Source organism: Jeotgalibaca sp. A122, from assembly GCF_052266715.1.
Taxonomy (GTDB): Bacteria; Bacillota; Bacilli; order Lactobacillales; family Aerococcaceae; genus Jeotgalibaca.
In genome coordinates this window covers 167,299-182,854 of the sequence record NZ_JBQPRB010000005.1, presented here as the reverse complement: position 1 = coordinate 182,854, position 15,556 = coordinate 167,299, and the positions used below count along the sequence as shown (strand labels likewise).

Annotated in this window: 13 protein-coding genes; 4 read left to right on the top strand and 9 right to left on the bottom strand. The window is 40.2% G+C overall.

Annotated elements, in window-relative coordinates:
- Positions 1-13 precede the first annotated feature (13 nt).
- The gene (locus ACTU7M_RS07530; RefSeq protein WP_443473769.1) at positions 14-991 is read right to left on the bottom strand and encodes an alpha-ketoacid dehydrogenase subunit beta; all 978 of its coding nucleotides are present in this window, start codon (positions 989-991) and stop codon (positions 14-16) included.
- A gap of 2 nt (positions 992-993) precedes the next feature.
- Positions 994-2,103 carry a pyruvate dehydrogenase (acetyl-transferring) E1 component subunit alpha gene (pdhA, locus tag ACTU7M_RS07525; protein WP_443473768.1) on the bottom strand — a complete coding sequence of 370 codons (1,110 nt, stop codon included), beginning with the start codon at positions 2,101-2,103 and terminating at the stop codon, positions 994-996.
- 610 nt (positions 2,104-2,713) lie between these two features.
- Between pdhA and ACTU7M_RS07520 the strand changes: the two genes are divergently transcribed.
- Positions 2,714-4,195 carry an aldehyde dehydrogenase family protein gene (locus ACTU7M_RS07520; RefSeq protein ID WP_443473767.1) on the top strand — a complete coding sequence of 494 codons (1,482 nt, stop codon included), beginning with the start codon at positions 2,714-2,716 and terminating at the stop codon, positions 4,193-4,195.
- 75 nt (positions 4,196-4,270) lie between these two features.
- On the opposite strand, the gene gdhA is transcribed toward ACTU7M_RS07520, so the two are convergent.
- Positions 4,271-5,611 (bottom strand): NADP-specific glutamate dehydrogenase, encoded by a 1,341-nt coding sequence (gene gdhA / locus ACTU7M_RS07515; protein ID WP_443473766.1) that lies wholly within the window; start codon positions 5,609-5,611, stop codon positions 4,271-4,273.
- A 180-nt stretch (positions 5,612-5,791) separates the two neighbouring features.
- On the opposite strand from gdhA, the gene def reads away from it, so the two are divergent.
- A complete protein-coding gene (gene def / locus ACTU7M_RS07510; protein WP_443473765.1) occupies positions 5,792-6,352 on the top strand; it encodes a peptide deformylase in 561 nt (186 codons plus the stop codon).
- 45 nt (positions 6,353-6,397) lie between these two features.
- On the opposite strand, the gene ACTU7M_RS07505 is transcribed toward def, so the two are convergent.
- Both ACTU7M_RS07505 and ACTU7M_RS07500 read right to left on the bottom strand, forming a co-directional pair.
- Positions 6,398-8,170: an ABC transporter ATP-binding protein gene (locus ACTU7M_RS07505; protein ID WP_443473764.1), complete on the bottom strand. Its 1,773-nt coding sequence runs from the start codon at positions 8,168-8,170 to the stop codon at positions 6,398-6,400.
- Entirely contained in the window at positions 8,167-9,897 is a 1,731-nt protein-coding gene (locus tag ACTU7M_RS07500) for an ABC transporter ATP-binding protein (protein WP_443473763.1), read from the bottom strand. Before ACTU7M_RS07500 ends, ACTU7M_RS07505 begins: the two co-directional genes overlap by 4 nt.
- 252 nt (positions 9,898-10,149) lie before the next feature.
- Here ACTU7M_RS07500 and ACTU7M_RS07495 point away from each other — a divergent pair, with 252 nt between their 5' ends.
- Together ACTU7M_RS07495 and rnjA are read left to right on the top strand one after the other, a co-directional pair.
- Positions 10,150-10,368, top strand: a complete 219-nt coding sequence (locus ACTU7M_RS07495) for a DNA-dependent RNA polymerase subunit epsilon (RefSeq protein ID WP_443473762.1) — start codon at positions 10,150-10,152, stop codon at positions 10,366-10,368.
- Positions 10,365-12,041 carry a ribonuclease J1 gene (rnjA, locus tag ACTU7M_RS07490; RefSeq protein WP_443473761.1) on the top strand — a complete coding sequence of 559 codons (1,677 nt, stop codon included), beginning with the start codon at positions 10,365-10,367 and terminating at the stop codon, positions 12,039-12,041. The genes ACTU7M_RS07495 and rnjA overlap by 4 nt, the downstream gene beginning before the upstream one ends.
- A gap of 546 nt (positions 12,042-12,587) precedes the next feature.
- Here rnjA and ACTU7M_RS07485 read toward each other — a convergent pair.
- The 4 genes from ACTU7M_RS07485 to liaF all read right to left on the bottom strand — a co-directional run bounded on the left by ACTU7M_RS07485 (position 12,588) and on the right by liaF (position 15,447).
- Positions 12,588-12,887, bottom strand: coding sequence for a HesB/YadR/YfhF family protein (locus tag ACTU7M_RS07485; protein WP_443473760.1), 300 nt, complete (start codon positions 12,885-12,887; stop codon positions 12,588-12,590).
- Between the two features lie 139 nt (positions 12,888-13,026).
- Entirely contained in the window at positions 13,027-13,659 is a 633-nt protein-coding gene (locus tag ACTU7M_RS07480) for a response regulator (protein ID WP_443473759.1), read from the bottom strand.
- A gap of 13 nt (positions 13,660-13,672) precedes the next feature.
- Positions 13,673-14,488, bottom strand: coding sequence for a sensor histidine kinase (locus tag ACTU7M_RS07475; RefSeq protein ID WP_443473758.1), 816 nt, complete (start codon positions 14,486-14,488; stop codon positions 13,673-13,675).
- A gap of 224 nt (positions 14,489-14,712) precedes the next feature.
- Complete coding sequence (gene liaF / locus ACTU7M_RS07470) at positions 14,713-15,447, bottom strand: cell wall-active antibiotics response protein LiaF (protein WP_443473757.1); 735 nt, start codon at positions 15,445-15,447, stop codon at positions 14,713-14,715.
- Positions 15,448-15,556 lie beyond the last annotated feature (109 nt).

Genomic DNA, 15,556 nt, shown 5'->3' with positions numbered 1-15,556 from the left:
CAGATTAAATAAATTAGAAGTTGTAAACTTCTTTAATTTTCGCTTCGATATCAGAAGCATTTGGCAACCAAGCGTTTTCTGCTTGACCAAATGGGAATACTGTATCTGGAGCTGCTACACGTCCGATTGGCGCTTCTAGAGAAAGAATAGCACGTTCAGAAATTTCTGACATTACCATTGCTCCAACACCGGCTTGACGTTGTGCTTCTTGAACAACTACTACGCGGCCTGTTTTTTCAACAGAAGCGATAATTGTTTCAACATCTAATGGGGAAACAGTACGTAAGTCAACAACTTCTACTGAGATTCCTTCTTTTTCTAAATCTTCAGCAGCTTTAACTGCTTCACGTACCATTGCTCCGTAAGTAATGACAGAAACGTCTTTACCTTCGCGAGTAATAGCTGCTTTTCCGATTGGAACAGTGTATGACTCTTCTGGAACTTCGTCACGGAATGAACGGTAAAGTTTCATGTGCTCTAGGTAGATAACTGGGTCGTTATCACGAATAGCTGAGATCATTAGACCTTTTGCATCGTAAGGGTTTGATGGAATAACAACTTTAACACCTGGAGATTGTGCCATTAGGCCTTCTAGGTTGTCAGAGTGCAATTCTGGTGTATGAACACCACCACCAAATGGTGAACGAACTACGATAGGCATATTACGTGTACCACCCATACGGTAACGGTAACGAGCCATTTGAGCAACGATTGAATCCATTACTTCAAATACAAAACCGAAAAATTGAACTTCTGGAACTGGACGGTAACCTTCAAGTGCAAGACCGATTGCTAATCCACCAATACCTGATTCAGCTAAAGGAGTATCGAATACACGGTCTTCACCAAATCTCTCTTGTAGACCTTGAGTAGCACGGAAAACACCACCGTTTTTACCAACGTCTTCACCAAAAATCAGTACATTTGGATCACTTTCAAGTTCATGTGCAAGCGCATCTGTAATCGCTTGGATCATAGTCATTTGAGCCATGATTATTCATTCTCCTTTGCTTCGAAAATTTCAATTTGTTCTTTGATACCTTGTGTTGGTTCTTCGAACATGTTCTTCAAGAATGAAGAAACTTTTTGTTTAGGAGCTTTGTCAGCTTCCGTGATTGCATTTTTAATTTCTTCTTTAGCAGCTTCAATTACTTCGTTTTCTTTTTCTTCAGTCCATAGACCTTTTCCAACCAAGAATTTACGCATACGAATTAGTGGATCTTTTGCTTGCCATCCTTCTAACTCATCGTTGTCACGGTAGCGAGTTGGATCATCACCTGAAAGTGTATGTGGTCCGAAACGGTAAGTAATTGTTTCAATAAGTACAGGACCGTTTCCTGCTACTGCATATTCACGCGCTTTTTTAGTTACAGCATAAACTGCTAAGAAGTCCATACCGTCAACTTGAATACCTGGGATTCCAGCAGCAACTGCTTTTTGTGCCAATGTAACGGCAGCAGTTTGTACGTGACGAGGAGTAGAAATAGCCCAGCCGTTATTTTGGATAAAGAAGATTGCAGGAGCTTTGTATGCACCAGCAAAGTTGATACCTTCATAGAAGTCACCTTGTGAAGAACCACCGTCACCTGTATAAGTTACAGCAACGTTTTTCTTACCACGTTTTTTAAGACCTAAAGCCACACCAGCTGTTTGAATGTATTGTGCCCCAATAATAATTTGTGGTGGCAAAGCTTTCAAATCTTCTGGGTATAGGTTTCCATCAGCGTGCCCTCTTGACCACAAGAATGCTTGTGATAAAGGTAGACCATGTTTAATTAATTGAGGAACATCACGATAACCTGGAAGCAATACGTCTTCTTTTTCGATTGCAGCGATTGAACCTAGTTGACTCGCTTCTTGACCAGCTGTTGGTGCGTAGAATCCTAAACGTCCTTGGCGGTTTAGTGCTGTTGAACGTTCGTGTAAAATTCTTGACCAAACCATATCAGACATGAATTGCACAAGTTCTTCATCAGAAACGTCAGGCATCATATCGGGATTTACGACATTACCTTCCTCATCCAAAATTTGAACCATGCGAAAATCTGTGTTTGACGGATTTAATAATACGTCAATATCAATTTTCTCTTTTTTTGTAGCCATGCTAACACATTCCTCTCTTTACAATTGAGATTTCATCATAATGATGAGTTTTTTGTACAGTTTCAAAAAACTGTATTAATCTTGTTACCTCACATGAATAATTTACCACTGCCCTCCATTTAATGCAAGGTATTGACAATCTTTTTTAACTGTTTTTAGTTGCTCCTATAATAATGGAACCGTTTTTACGAATGCCATTGTTCACAGTTGAACGAATCGTTATATGCGATTTAATCTGTTTTTTATCACTTAACTCCAATCGTATAATAGCGTTTACTGTCCTACTCTGTTATACCTATTTTCAGCACCTGTACTATTTTTATTTTCAAGGAATTGTTATGTTGTCGCCTTTGTTATCGAAACAGTTTCAAAGTGCCTCTGGTTTCATTATTTCAAAAAAAATCTCCATCATGAATATTAAACACCCTATCAATCTGTTGCATACTTTGTATAACAAAATGTTAGAGCATTCGTTCACAAGCGATAAATTAAAAAATTTTAATCTTATTTTCGGGATACGCATTCCTTTATACGGAACGGAAGCGTTTACAATTAATGCCGTTTTAAGTTATAGTGATATTGTAATCAGAATATTAGGAGGAATGTTGGAATGGTAGATTTAAGTAAATTACTTGATAAAGAGTATCAGTTACTCATTAATGGTGAATGGACGAATGGTAGTGGTTCGGATCGGATTACTTCCTACAATCCGGCTACAGGGAAATCTTTAGCTACTCTAGTCGATGCCACCAATGACGATGTCGATGCTGCCATCACTGCTGCACAGGATGCTTTTAAATCATGGAGTAAAACCTCCGTTAAAGAACGTAGTGCCCTCTTATTAGAGATCGCAGACCGCATCGAAGCAGATTTAGAAAAGTTTGCGACCATCGAAACACTGGATAACGGTAAACCGATTCGCGAAACCATGAACGCCGATATTCCATTGGCTGTGGATCACTTCCGTTATTTCGCGGGAGTCATTCGTTCTGAAGAAGACAGCGTCAAGATGTTGACGAGTGATATCATGTCCATGATTATTCGCGAACCAATTGGAGTAGTAGCTCAAATCGTCCCCTGGAACTTCCCTTTCTTGATGGCAGCCTGGAAAATTGCGCCTGCCTTAGCCGCTGGTGATACGGTAGTCTTTAGTCCTTCTTCAAGCACTTCATTGAGTGTTTTGGAATTAGCCAAAATCCTTAATGATGTATTACCCAAAGGTGTTTTTAATCTTATTACGGGACGTGGTTCTAAATCAGGCGATTATCTGCAACATCACAAAGGAATCGATAAGATTGCTTTTACTGGATCAACAGAAGTCGGACGTGGAATTGGCATTTCAGCTGCCGAGAACCTCATCCCTTCCACTCTGGAACTTGGAGGAAAATCGGCAAATATATTTTTCGCAGATGCAAATCTCGATTTAGCACTGGAAGGTTCACAGATGGGAATTTTATTTAATCAAGGTCAAGTCTGTTCTGCTGGTTCACGTATTTTTGTCCAAGAATCAATCTACGATACGTTTATGGAAAAAGTAACAAACGCGTTTGAGAAGGTCAAAGTTGGTGACCCCCTTGATTCCAGCACCCAGATGGGAGCACAGGTGAATGAAAAACAAATTGAGACCATTGAAAAATATATCGAAATCGGAAAAGCTGAAGGCGCCAAAATTCTAACGGGTGGCGAACGTTTCAAGGACGGTGAATTGTCCAAGGGCGCTTTCTTTAAACCAACATTATTAGAAACGACCAATGACATGCGGGTAGCACAAGAAGAAATTTTCGGACCAGTCGGAACAGTCATAAAATTCAAGGATGTAGATGACGTTATCGAAATGGCCAACGATAATGAATATGGATTGGGTGGTGGTGTCTGGACAACAAACTTGAACACGGCCATGAAAGTCGCACGCGGAATTCGAACTGGCCGGATATGGGTAAATACTTACAATTCATTCGAGGCTGGTGCGCCATTTGGTGGCTACAAGAATTCAGGTATCGGGCGCGAAACTCACAAGATGATTCTTAATGCCTATACGCAAGCTAAAAATATTTATATTAACCTTTCTGAAGATGGATTGGGCATGTTTTAAATTTTTTATCAAATAACTAAAAAAGGTCAGTCTCAAATCCGATTTCACATCGGTTTGAGACTGACTTCTCTTTATTTACACGATTCCTTGATGGATCATTGCATCGGCAATCTTTACGAACGAAGTAATATTTACACCCGCTAGATAGTTGTTTCCTAAATCATATTCTTGGCAAGTTTCATTAACTGACTTGAAGATATTCACCATGATTTGTTTCAGTTTCTCATCCACTTGCTCCATCGTCCAATGCCCGTGAGCAGAATTTTGAGCCATTTCCAAAGTACTGGTTGCAACCCCGCCGGCATTAGCAGCTTTTGCAGGTCCGTATAAAATACCATTTTCAATATATAGATCAACGGCTTCTAATGTACTCGGCATGTTTGCTCCTTCACTGACACAATAGGCACCATTATGAATGAGCTTTTCTGCTTTCTCACCGTCGATTTCATTTTGGGTTGCACATGGAAGTGCGATATCATAAGCAACCTCTAAATCCCATACGCTACCTTCAATATAACGGCTTCCTTCTTTATTATAAGACGTTAAACGTTCACGACGAACTTCTTTGATATCTTTTAACAGCGCAACATCGATTCCATTTTCGTCATAAATATATCCATTAGAATCGGAACAAGCTATGACCGTTCCACCATATTCATGAACTTTTTCAATCGTATAGATCGCGACATTCCCACTACCCGAAACAATAACCTTTTGCCCGGAGAAAGACTTATTATTCGCCTGCAACATCTCCTCAGTGTAGTAAACCAGACCATAACCGGTTGCCTCAGTACGGCCCAAGCTACCATTCATCACTACTGGCTTACCAGTCAAGACACCCGTTTCAGGGCCCACCAACCGTTTATACTGGCCGTATAAATAACCAATTTCACGACCACCTACGCCGATGTCCCCAGCCGGCACATCTAGTTGCGGCCCGATATGACGATAAAGTTCCGTCATGAATGACTGACAAAAGCGCATAATATCCGCGTCTGACTTTCCTTTGGGATTAAAATCCGATCCGCCTTTCCCGCCTCCGATTGGCAGGCCAGTCAAACTATTTTTGAAGGTTTGTTCAAATCCCAAGAACTTCAGAATACTTTCGGAAACGGTAGGATGGAAGCGCAAGCCCCCTTTATAAGGTCCATTTGCCGAGTTGAACTGAACACGATACCCTTTATTTATTTGTACATTACCAGCTTGATCCATCCAAGGAATTTTAAACGTGATAATCCGTTCCGGTTCCACCATTTGCTCCAACACATTCCATTTGATGTAATCAGGATTATTTTCTATTGCCGGTTCGATTGTATTGAAAAATTCACGAACTGCTTGCAAGAATTCTTTTTGATGCGGGCCTCTTAGCTCAACTTTTTGATAAACTGATTCGATATACTCTTTCGCTGCTGTCATTGCAATTCCACCTTTAATGGATCAATCCATGATTTTTAATTAGATTTTCATTCTAGATTGTACACTCTTTTAAAAAGATATACAATCAATAATCTTTTTCGCATTTTTCAAAATATTGTAGTAAAATAGAACAGATAACGAAGTTGTTATATTTTATATCCAAAAGGAGAGATGTTTCCGATGCTTACGATGGATAATATCGTTCGGGAAGGACATCCTGCGTTGCGGGAAGTTGCAAAACCTTTAACGTTTCCACTTAGTGAAGAAGAACGTACCTTAGCCCATGAGATGATGGCTTTCTTAGAGAATAGTCAAGACCCAAATATTTCGGAAGAATATGGTTTACGTGCAGGTGTAGGCTTAGCTGCACCGCAATTGGCAATTCCAAAACGAATGATCGCTGTTTTAATTCCAGGTGAATACGAAGATGATCCCCCAGAACTTAAAGCTGTAATGGTAAATCCTAAAATTGTCAGCCATTCCGTGGAAAATATTTGTTTAAAAGATGGTGAAGGCTGTCTTTCTGTCGACCGTGATGTACCAGGATTTGTGGTTCGCCACACACGTATTACTGTCACATACCAAGATATTAACGGTAAAACATTCAAGAAGCGCTTCAAGGAATACCCAGCGATTGTCCTTCAACATGAAATCGATCATTTGAATGGCATTATGTTCTATGACCACATCAACAAAGAAAATCCATTAAATCTTGATGACGATGTAAAGATTCTTGGATAAAAAATAGAAGACTTGGTTTTCACCAAGCCTTCTATTTTTTTATGCTTATTCCTGGAATTGACTGTTATACAAATCATGATAAAACCCTTTTTGTTCAATTAAAGTATCATGGGAACCTTGTTCAATAATTTGACCTTTATTCATGACAAGAATCAAGTCCGCGTCCCTAATCGTTGAGAGGCGATGGGCAATGACGAAACTAGTCCGACCTTCCATGATGGTCGACATCGCTTTTTGAATCAACATCTCCAAACGCGTATCTACTGAACTGGTCGCCTCATCCAAAATGAGTACTTTGGGATCGGCAATAAAGGTTCTGGCAATCGTCAACAGCTGTTTTTGGCCTAAGGAAATATTGGAAGCCTCTTGATTGATAACCGTATCATAACCGTCACTCAACGTTTGAATGAAGTGGTCCACATTTGCAGCTTCGGCTGCTTTTCGTACTTCTTCATCGGTTGCATCCAGTTTACCAAAACGAATATTATCCGCGATCGTCCCTTGGTATAACCAAGCATCCTGCAAGACCATACCGAACTGCGAACGATAATCTTGGCGACTATATGAGCGAATGTCTTCACCATCCAGTTTAATCGAACCAGAATCAACATCGTAAAAACGCATCAACAAGTTTATCATAGTTGTTTTTCCAGCACCCGTTGGACCTACAATTGCAACTGTATCCCCACTTTTAACATCTACGTTAAAATCACGAACAAGCGGTTCCTTCGGTGAATAGCTGAAAGAAACATTTTCAAAAGAGATGTCTCCTTTAATTTCTGAAGGCAATGTTTTTGTATCATCTACTTTCATTTCTTCTTCGTTCATCAACCCAAAGATACGTTGCGTAGCAGCGGCAGCAGATTGGATGACACCTGCCAGTTGCGTAATCATCGTAATCGGTTGGTTAATTTGCCACACGTATTGCGCAGCAGCCTGGACATTACCAATCGTAAGCGTTCCAGCCACAACTTGGAAAATACCAAAACCAGCCATCCCAATATAACCCAGGTTTGAAGCTAAAGCAGTCAACGGCGACATCAACCCGGAAATAAAAGCAGCCTTAAAACCACTTTGGCGAAGTTGATTATTAATCGTCTCGAATTCAGTTACTGAATCATCTTCCTTGCCATAAAGTTTAACAACCGAGAAACCTGACAAGTTTTCTTGAACAAAACCATTCAACTGCCCTAAGTATTTCGCTTGTCCAGAGAAGTACGGTTGTGAAATAACCGTAATTTTTTTAGATAGGAAATAAGAAGTTGGAATCATTATAAACGCTACAAGGGCTAGTTTCCAACTGATTAAAACCAGCATCGTCACGGCAAAGAGGATTCCCAGAACTGCGTTCACAATTTGCAAGAGTGCCTGTTGCAACGCATTGGAGACTGCATCGACATCGTTCGTCACCCTACTTAACACGTCCCCGTAAGATTGCGAGTCAAAAAAGGAAACCGGCAAACGATTTAATTTCCCATCCAAGTCTGCACGTAAATCTTCCATGGCAGACTGCACTACTTTGGTCATAAAACGTTGCGAGAACAAAATCGTAGCTTGATAAACCAGTGCTCGCCCGAAGTAAATCAGCATAATCCGGTAAATGTACGGATAATTGATTCCCGTATTCGTATTGTCACGGAGCATTGCTGCAATATTATTCCCAATTTCTGTAATCGCCAACCCTAAAATATACGGTTCCGCTACGTTAAGAACAGACATGATGACGGTCAATACGATTGCACTGATAAAATGAACCTTATAAGGTTTTAGGTAGTCCCATAACTGGAGCAATTGACTTAACTTTCTTGTTTGATTCATGCCAACTCCTCCTCTCTCATTTGAGAAGCCGCAATATCATAATAGATCTGGCTCGTTTTCAGAAGCTCTTTATGCGTACCCTCGGCAACAACCTTACCTTCATTTAAAACAATAATCTTATCTGCATGCATAATTGTGCTGACTCGTTGGGCAACAATTATGACAGTCGAACGACCGGTTTCGTTTTTCAAACGATTCCGCAAACGTCTATCCGTTTGGTAATCCAGTGCCGAGAAACTATCATCGAAAATATAAATGTCCGGTTTTCGAACAACCGCCCGAGCAATCGACAAACGTTGCTTTTGGCCACCAGACAAGTTGCTTCCACCTTCTGCCAAGTGCTCCTCAAATTTTTCCGCCTTATCCAGGATAAAATCTTTAGCTTGGGAGATATCTGAAGCTTCTTCCATTTCAACATCGGTTGCGTTAACTTTTCCGTAGCGCAGGTTATCCGCAATAGTCCCCGTGAATAAGAGTGATTTTTGAGGAATATAACCAATTTTTTGGCGCAATGCTTTCAAATTATAATCACGAACATCATGACCATCGATTATGATGCTTCCTTTTGTAACATCATAAAATCGCGGAATCAATTGTAGCAAGGTAGACTTCCCACTTCCCGTGCTTCCGATAAAGGCTATCGTTTGCCCAGGCTCCAACGAGAAGTTCACGTCTTCAATAACCGGCGTTTCTTTGTTATCCGGATAGGAGAAAGATACATTTTCAAAGGTAATGTAACCATGTGTTTCAGTCTCTTTAATGCCATCCTCATTGGATGAAATCGAGCTGATGGTATCGAACACTTCCTGGATTCGACCAGCTGATACAGCAGCACGCGGATACATCATGAATACAATCGCAAAGTTCAGGAACGAATAGAGTGCATGGAAACTATACTCCACATAAGCAACCATATTCCCCAGTTGTAAATCTCCAGTTTCGATTAATTGCGAACCTAACAGGACGATAGCAATAATAATCAAGTTAATGACATGAGAAAAAACAGGTTGGGTCCAAGCCATCAAATAGAAAAGACGGCGACTCACTGTACTGTATGCTTCGTTGACAATCGCGAAGCGGGAAGATTGAAATTTCTCACGCACAAAAGCTCGAATAACACGCAAACCTGTTAACGACTCTCTTAAAGTCAGGTTAATATTATCCAGATTCTTTTGTTGCGCTTCCGATAAAGGACGTGATTTCTTTCCGATAATCAATACCGATAGCAATAATGCGGGGAAAGCCGGAATCAAAATAACGGATAACTGACGACTCGTTTGAAAAATCATAAAGAAACTCGCAAACATCATCAATAATGTCGCCAAACCCATCCTTAAAACCATCTGACTGAATTGCATCAAGATGAAGGCATCATTGGTTACCCGCGTCACAAGCGAAGAAACACCAAGACGATCAAACTCCTCATGTGAGAAAGTCTGAATTTTTTTGTACATATCATTACGCATTTCTGCAATCATATTAGTAGTCAGCCGACTCGTTGTATAAGCAACAAGACTACGACCGAGCAAACCAGCAACAGTAAATAATAGCATGATTCTAATTGTATCCATGATAAATGTACGTTCGACACCAGCAATAGCCCCATCGATTAATTTTGCCAACATAGTTGGAAGGCCCAGTTCAACAAAAATAAAACCAAAAGAACCAACTACGTTTAAGAGCAAAATAAATTTATAACGTTTAATATAGCGCCATATTAAGCTCACTTTTTTTCCTCCAGTTCAATTTTTTGCACTTATCCCTCTAGTTTATCCAAAGTTTCAAAAAAGGTCTACACTAAGTTAACGAATATTTTTTGAAAACTGTTTTCAACAATTTTAATCAGAATTCTATGCGTAGTTCCACTGATTGTGGTAAACTGAGAATAGCAATTGTATAGAAAATACAATAATGGAACCGGTAAGGAAATATGTTGTTTTTTCAATGCGAAATTAAAGAACTATCAGGAGTGATTAAATATGTTATTTAAAGTAACGTACCATACGAATAAATTAGATGTGCCTACTAGAGAAACGACACAATCTCTTTATTTGGAAGCAGAAAGTCTTATTGAAGTAAGAAAAATCTTGGATAAACACACCCCCTATAATGTAGAATTTATCCAGCCACTAGAGGGTAAACATTTAGAATATGAACAAAATAATCCCAACTTCAAAGTTACGGAGTTCCCTCAATGAAACCTAACATTCGTAACAATGAAGTAGGTGTTTTTGCCTTAGGGGGTTTAGGCGAAATCGGGAAAAATATGTATGCCGTACAATATCAAGATGAATTACTGATTCTTGACTCAGGCGTCATGTTCCCTGAAGATGACTTACTCGGAATTGACTATGTCATTCCCGACTATTCATACCTTGTTCAAAACAAGAACAAAATTAAAGGCGTATTCATCTCACATGGTCATGAGGATCATATCGGGGGGATTCCATTCTTATTGAAAGAACTGAATATCCCTATATACGCAGGAGAAATTGCTCTCGCCTTAATCCGTAACAAACTGGAAGAACACGGTTTGCTTCGGGATGCGGTATTACATGAAATTAAGGACGATACAGTCATTAAATTCCGTAAAACCAGCGTCAGCTTTTTCCGAACAACACATAGTATCCCGGACACACGCGGGATTGTCGTCAAGACACCACCAGGTAATATTGTTTTTACAGGGGATTTCAAATTTGATTTCACACCTGTTGACGGTAACCCGGCCGACTTGCATCGTTTAGCCCAACTCGGAGACGAAGGTGTCCTATTGATGCTAAGTGACAGTACGAACGCTGAAATTCCTGAATTTACCAAATCTGAGCAAGTAGTTGGTCAATCACTGTCCAATATCATCCAAAAAGTTGAAGGTCGTATTATTTTCGCATCATTTGCTTCAAACATTTCTCGTCTGCAACAAGTTGCCGAAGTTGCGATTGAAACAGGAAGAAAAATTGCCGTATTTGGTCGAAGCATGGAAAATGCGTTTCGAACTGCTCGGGAACTAGGTTATATTTCCGCCCCCGACGATACTTTTATCGATGGTCGTGAATTAAACCAATATCCAGCTGATAAAGTACTGATAGTTTGTACCGGTTCTCAAGGCGAGCCAATGGCAGCTTTAAGCCGTATTGCGAATGGCACTCACCGTCAAATTTCCATCCAGCCTTCTGACACGGTTATTTTCTCAAGTTCACCTATTCCTGGAAACACGTCTAGTGTGAACCGCGTTATTAACCAACTACTTGAAGCTGGTGCCCATGTTATTCATGGTCGATTGAATAATGTCCATACTTCTGGACACGGTGGCCAACAAGAAATGAAATTAATGTTGCGTCTATTGAAACCTAAATACTTCATGCCTGTTCACGGTGAGTTCAGGATGTTGAAAATCCATGCAGGATTAGCAGAATTATGTGGCGTACCTCGTGAAAATTGTTTCATCATGGACAATGGCGAAATTCTCGCACTAACAAGTGATACTGCTCGAATGGCCGGTGACTTCCCTGCTATGGATGTTTACGTGGATGGAAAAGGAATTGGCGATATTGGTAATATCGTATTACGCGATCGTCGCATTCTTTCCCAAGACGGACTGGTTGTGGTTGTCATGACCGTTGACTTTAATTCTCGCCAGCTTGTTGCTGGTCCAGACATATTGTCACGCGGCTTTATCTATATGCGTGAATCTGGGGACTTGATTAGCGAAGCACAAGGGATTATCAAACATGAAGTCAATGCAGCCCTCGCTTCCACTGCAAAAATGAATGAGCGTCGTCTGAAAGACACCGTCATCGATGCCGTTCAACCGTTCCTGTATGAAAAAACAGAACGTCGCCCAATGATTGTTCCAGTCATTATGCCACTATAAAATTAAAGATCCCCTCGTTGCGGTGACGCTGCGAGGGGATCTTTTGTGTTGGGGATAGGCGATTGCGGGATTATTCAATAATTAAACCATTTGAAGCTCATTATTTTCTTGAAATGGTCTTATTATTCATTATTAAACCATTTCGTCATAAATTTCTACCTCAAATGGTTTTATTATTCATTATTAAACCATTTCGCTCTCTATTTAATTGGCAAATGGTTTAATTAACTATAACTAAATTATTTGCCGTAAAAAAACAGGCTCTATAATAAATGGTGTGGGTAAGTATTCTTCGCGGAAATCCCGAAGGACGGTGGGGTTGCTTGTGGCCGTGTCAAGGATGCAATGCGAAAGTAGGGACCGTAGATGCTGAAGCATCTACGGTCCCTTTGAGGTTTGCAAGCCCGGAGACTACAGGCTCAGGGCGGTCCCACAGCAGTATACAAGCAAACACGCAGGCCGAAGGGCATTGCCTTCACCAACACAAGATAACCAAGAACCAAAAAACAACAAGGAACACTGCTCCTTGTTGTTTTTTTATTGGTATTATTTTTTTGTTTCATGATAAATATATTCTGGTTCATTTAAGTTATCATCCAGAACAACTTCCAAGTCGTATCCACTGAAGAACCAATCATCATTTTTATCGATGAAATAAGGAATTCCATTGATGGTGGTGATAGCTAGAGGATCCTTTGGTTTATCAACAGCTATTCCGATTGAAAATCCTTCGTGAATAGGACTGCTTCCATATACCTTACCCAAGAAACGGATGCCTTCCCCTTCTGGAATACCAATTTCTTCTTCAAACCATTTTTGTGCACGTTCATCAATTGTAATTTTCATGATTGTTTGCGTCGGAGCGAAAATCCGACTCCCCCTCTCCAGGCCTTTGATAGGTCCATCATAACACAGGTTTAGGAATCTGTGCTAATTCTTTGTACTATCGATACTCCTTTTAAGTGAAACACATATTATTTCTGTATTATTTTACTAAATTATGTTTAAAGGCATAAATGGTCGCTTGCGTTCTGTCATCAACTTCAAGCTTCGAAAGAATGTTTGAAACATGCGTCTTTACTGTCTTTAACGTTATAAATAGTTGATCGGCAATTTCTTGATTTGAACATCCTTCTGCAATCAACAATAACACTTCCATTTCGCGCGATGTCAAATCTTCGTGCAGAAAATGGGGAGGTTTTTTTGTAAGTCGTTCCAACATTTTATCGGTGACTTGGGGTTCAAGAACCCTTTCACCCTTAAATGTTGAACGAATCGCGTTTGCTATTTCATGAGCTGAGGATGTTTTCAGCATGTAGCCTGCTGCACCTGCTTCTAATGCCGGATAAACCTTTTCATCGTCAATAAAGGAAGTCACGATAATAATTTTAGCTTCCGGCCATTCTCTGAGAATCGCTTTTGTTGATTCAATGCCATCCATTACTTCCATAACCAAATCCATCAAAATCACATCCGGGCGTAGCTCGAGAGCCATTTCGAAGCCGATTTGGCCATTCTCACTTTCACCAACCACATTTATATCATCTTGAATCGATAGGTATGCTGAGTAACCTAGTCGTACCATCTCGTGATCATCCACTATCAGTACATTTATCATTGCGACTGCCTCCTCATTCTTCCGTTGTATTCGGGATTCTGATATCTACGATTGTCCCTTGTTTAGGGAAGCTAATGATTTTACATATCCCACCTAAACCGCTCACGCGTTCACGAATATTCATGAGCCCATAATTACCCGATTTTTTTACTTTGGTATCAAAGCCAACGCCGTCATCAAAAACCCGCAGATTGATATCCTGTTCACTTTGAACGAGATGCACTTCTAATGTTTTAGCTTTTGCGTGGCGAAGTGTATTGGAAACCAGTTCCTGGATAATCCGGAAGAGGTGATCCTCAACTCCTGGTATCGTATCAATGGGTGAAATTTCCCATTTCAATTTGATTTGGACTTTGGATTGCAACTCGGTCAAGAGTTGCTCAATCCCTTTACGCAGTGTCTTCCCTTCCAACTTGATGGGTCTCAAGTGTAAGAGCAACGCTCGCATTTCAGATTGTGATTCATTGATTATTGATTCAATTATCTTCAATGATTTTTGAGCTTGTTCAGGCAAGGCATCAGCCCGTTCGTTCAACGCTGACAACATCATCATGGCTGCGAATAATTGCTGACTAACGGAGTCGTGTAGTTCCCTGGCAATGCGATGACGCTCATTCTCTAGTATTTCTTCCTTCGTTTCGTTACCTACCATTTTGGGTATACTGCTTAACTCCTGAACTTCACGCGATAGACTGACGAGTTTCTTACGTAAGTGTTCAATTTCTTCTTTTATTTCTTCTGAAGACACGCCCAATCCCTGAAACAAGTCGATTTCCTGGGCCGATTTGTTATAGTTACCTAAATTCAGTTGGTGGAGTTTGTTTATCACACTTTTTTCTGTTCTAAACAAAGAATAATAAATAAGGATAGCAATTAAAAGTGACAGAAAAAAGGTGATGGTTCCCATTAAAAGAAGAACGGGAACATGGAAATTTTGTATAGTCCAAAGATCCCCCAGAGTTAAAACCGGACGAAGCGAAAAAAGAGTTGCTACCACAGTGAGTGTGAGAACGAGGAACGTCAAGAAAAAGATTTTTAAAAAAGCGAATCTTTTCATAGGTAAATCACCTCGAAATCTCCAAAAATTGTATTGGACACAATTTTTATTTTTCGCGTGGCTGTTGTGTAATTTTTGCTATATAAGGTGATTGTTTCATTCGAAAGATGATGAGGTTCGTTGTCAAAGACTGCTAACCCCTGAATAGCTGAATGTTGGAGAGAAATCCCAACTCCCATAGGGATAATCACGCGCGTTTGTCCTATTCCTTTGCGGATTAGCACGACATTTTCTGCATCCGGTAGCAAAGTATTACCCAGATCGATAATGGTATCTCCCATTAAGACAGAAATGTTGATGTCATCCCACTCGTAAACGGAACTGCCAATAGTGGTATCACCAAACCACTGCTGCTTTCTACGTTTTCCTGAACGGTTAACAGGTTCTCTCGTTTCAACACCATAATACTGTTTCTTTTTCCAAGGTGCAGCGAATGATGTCCCCAAATCCAAGGTATCCATAATATTACCACCATTAAGTACGAAAAAGACAATGGCAACCCCGAGCATCAACCAGATTGTGAAAGTCGATAGAACGCTTAATGCAATAAAAAACCAGCCGATCATTTGTGTGATGCCGCTCTTCTCCGCCCGCCTCTTCCTAGTTTTTATCATTACGATTCCGATAAACAGCAATACCAATAGTTCCCAATCCTGGACTAATTGAAATGCTGTTAATAAAAGAAGCATTCCCTCTATGATCAGAAATATTTTGGTTAATCCTTTTCCCACTTACTTCCCCTCCCATCCTGGTCATTTTCTTAATTATACTGGATGAACCAATTATTGTATGGATGCAAAAGGTTGATAGCCTTCTCAGTCTAAAGTCGTACTTCTCACT

Excerpts from the sequence above, each read along its gene's own strand:
- ACTU7M_RS07530 (WP_443473769.1), bottom strand. The coding sequence starts at position 991 with ATGGCTCAAATGACTATGATCCAAGCGATTACAGATGCGCTTGCACAT.
- ACTU7M_RS07495 (WP_443473762.1), top strand. The coding sequence starts at position 10,150 with ATGTTATTTAAAGTAACGTACCATACGAATAAATTAGATGTGCCTACT.
- def (WP_443473765.1), top strand. The coding sequence starts at position 5,792 with ATGCTTACGATGGATAATATCGTTCGGGAAGGACATCCTGCGTTGCGG.
- rnjA (WP_443473761.1), top strand. The coding sequence starts at position 10,365 with ATGAAACCTAACATTCGTAACAATGAAGTAGGTGTTTTTGCCTTAGGG.
- ACTU7M_RS07485 (WP_443473760.1), bottom strand. The coding sequence starts at position 12,887 with ATGAAAATTACAATTGATGAACGTGCACAAAAATGGTTTGAAGAAGAA.
- pdhA (WP_443473768.1), bottom strand. The coding sequence starts at position 2,103 with ATGGCTACAAAAAAAGAGAAAATTGATATTGACGTATTATTAAATCCG.
- ACTU7M_RS07505 (WP_443473764.1), bottom strand. The coding sequence starts at position 8,170 with ATGAATCAAACAAGAAAGTTAAGTCAATTGCTCCAGTTATGGGACTAC.
- gdhA (WP_443473766.1), bottom strand. The coding sequence starts at position 5,611 with ATGACAGCAGCGAAAGAGTATATCGAATCAGTTTATCAAAAAGTTGAG.
- ACTU7M_RS07520 (WP_443473767.1), top strand. The coding sequence starts at position 2,714 with ATGGTAGATTTAAGTAAATTACTTGATAAAGAGTATCAGTTACTCATT.
- ACTU7M_RS07480 (WP_443473759.1), bottom strand. The coding sequence starts at position 13,659 with ATGATAAATGTACTGATAGTGGATGATCACGAGATGGTACGACTAGGT.